This is a genomic window from Ameyamaea chiangmaiensis (assembly GCF_013376175.1).
GTDB classification, from domain to species: domain Bacteria; phylum Pseudomonadota; class Alphaproteobacteria; order Acetobacterales; family Acetobacteraceae; genus Ameyamaea; species Ameyamaea chiangmaiensis.
Genome location: NZ_JABXXR010000350.1, coordinates 1 through 731, shown reverse-complemented (window position 1 = coordinate 731; position 731 = coordinate 1). Strand labels below are relative to the sequence as shown.

Below are 731 nucleotides of genomic sequence, written 5' to 3'. Positions count from 1 at the left end.
GACGACAATGCGCGCTGGCTCCGGCCGGCCTTCAACCAGATGCACCGTGTGCTGAAATGGGGCGGGTTCGCCGTTTCGTTCTATGGCTGGAACCGTATCGACCTCTTCGCCGATGCCTGGAAAGCAGCTGGGTTCCGCATGGTCGGGCATATCGTCTTTCGTAAGTCCTATTCGTCGTCTTCCCGGTTCCTTCGTTATGAGCACGAAAGCGCCTACCTGCTGGCCAAGGGCAACGTGACACCGCCCGCAAAGCCCATCCCGGACGTGATCGACATGCCCTATTCAGGCAACAAACTGCACCCGACCCAGAAGCCGGTTGCGGCACTCCTTTCCTTGGTGGAAGCCTTCTGTCCGGTGGGTGGGCTAGTTCTGGACCCGTTCGCCGGTTCGGGTTCGTCCCTGGTGGCGGCGCAGCATCTTGGCCGCGACTGGCTGGGGATGGAACTGGACCCCGGCCATGCCGTGACGGCAACCCGGCGGCTGGCCTGGCACGGGACGGCGAGGGCGGCGGCGTAAGCCGCCCCCTTTCTTCACCTCATCGGATCGTTGGAAAATCGCGCCGGTCCCGATGGACCGGCGGCAGGGGCGCGCCGTTACCCGGCGCGTGCGGCGCGGCCCCGGCCGGGCGGCGCGCACAATTTGTTGGGGGGAAGAACGCCTTTTATGGTGGGGGGGCGCCAATCAGCCGGGGCAACGCGCCCCCGCCACCGCGCGAGCCGGAAGCGCCCACC

The 731-nt window shown here is 66.5% G+C and carries 1 protein-coding gene; it reads left to right on the top strand.

Translation table 11 applies throughout. The features are described from left to right. The coding region (locus HUK82_RS16990) for a DNA methyltransferase (protein ID WP_176615014.1) at positions 1-516 on the top strand (516 nt) is incomplete at its 5' end. Positions 517-731: the final 215 nt, after the last annotated feature.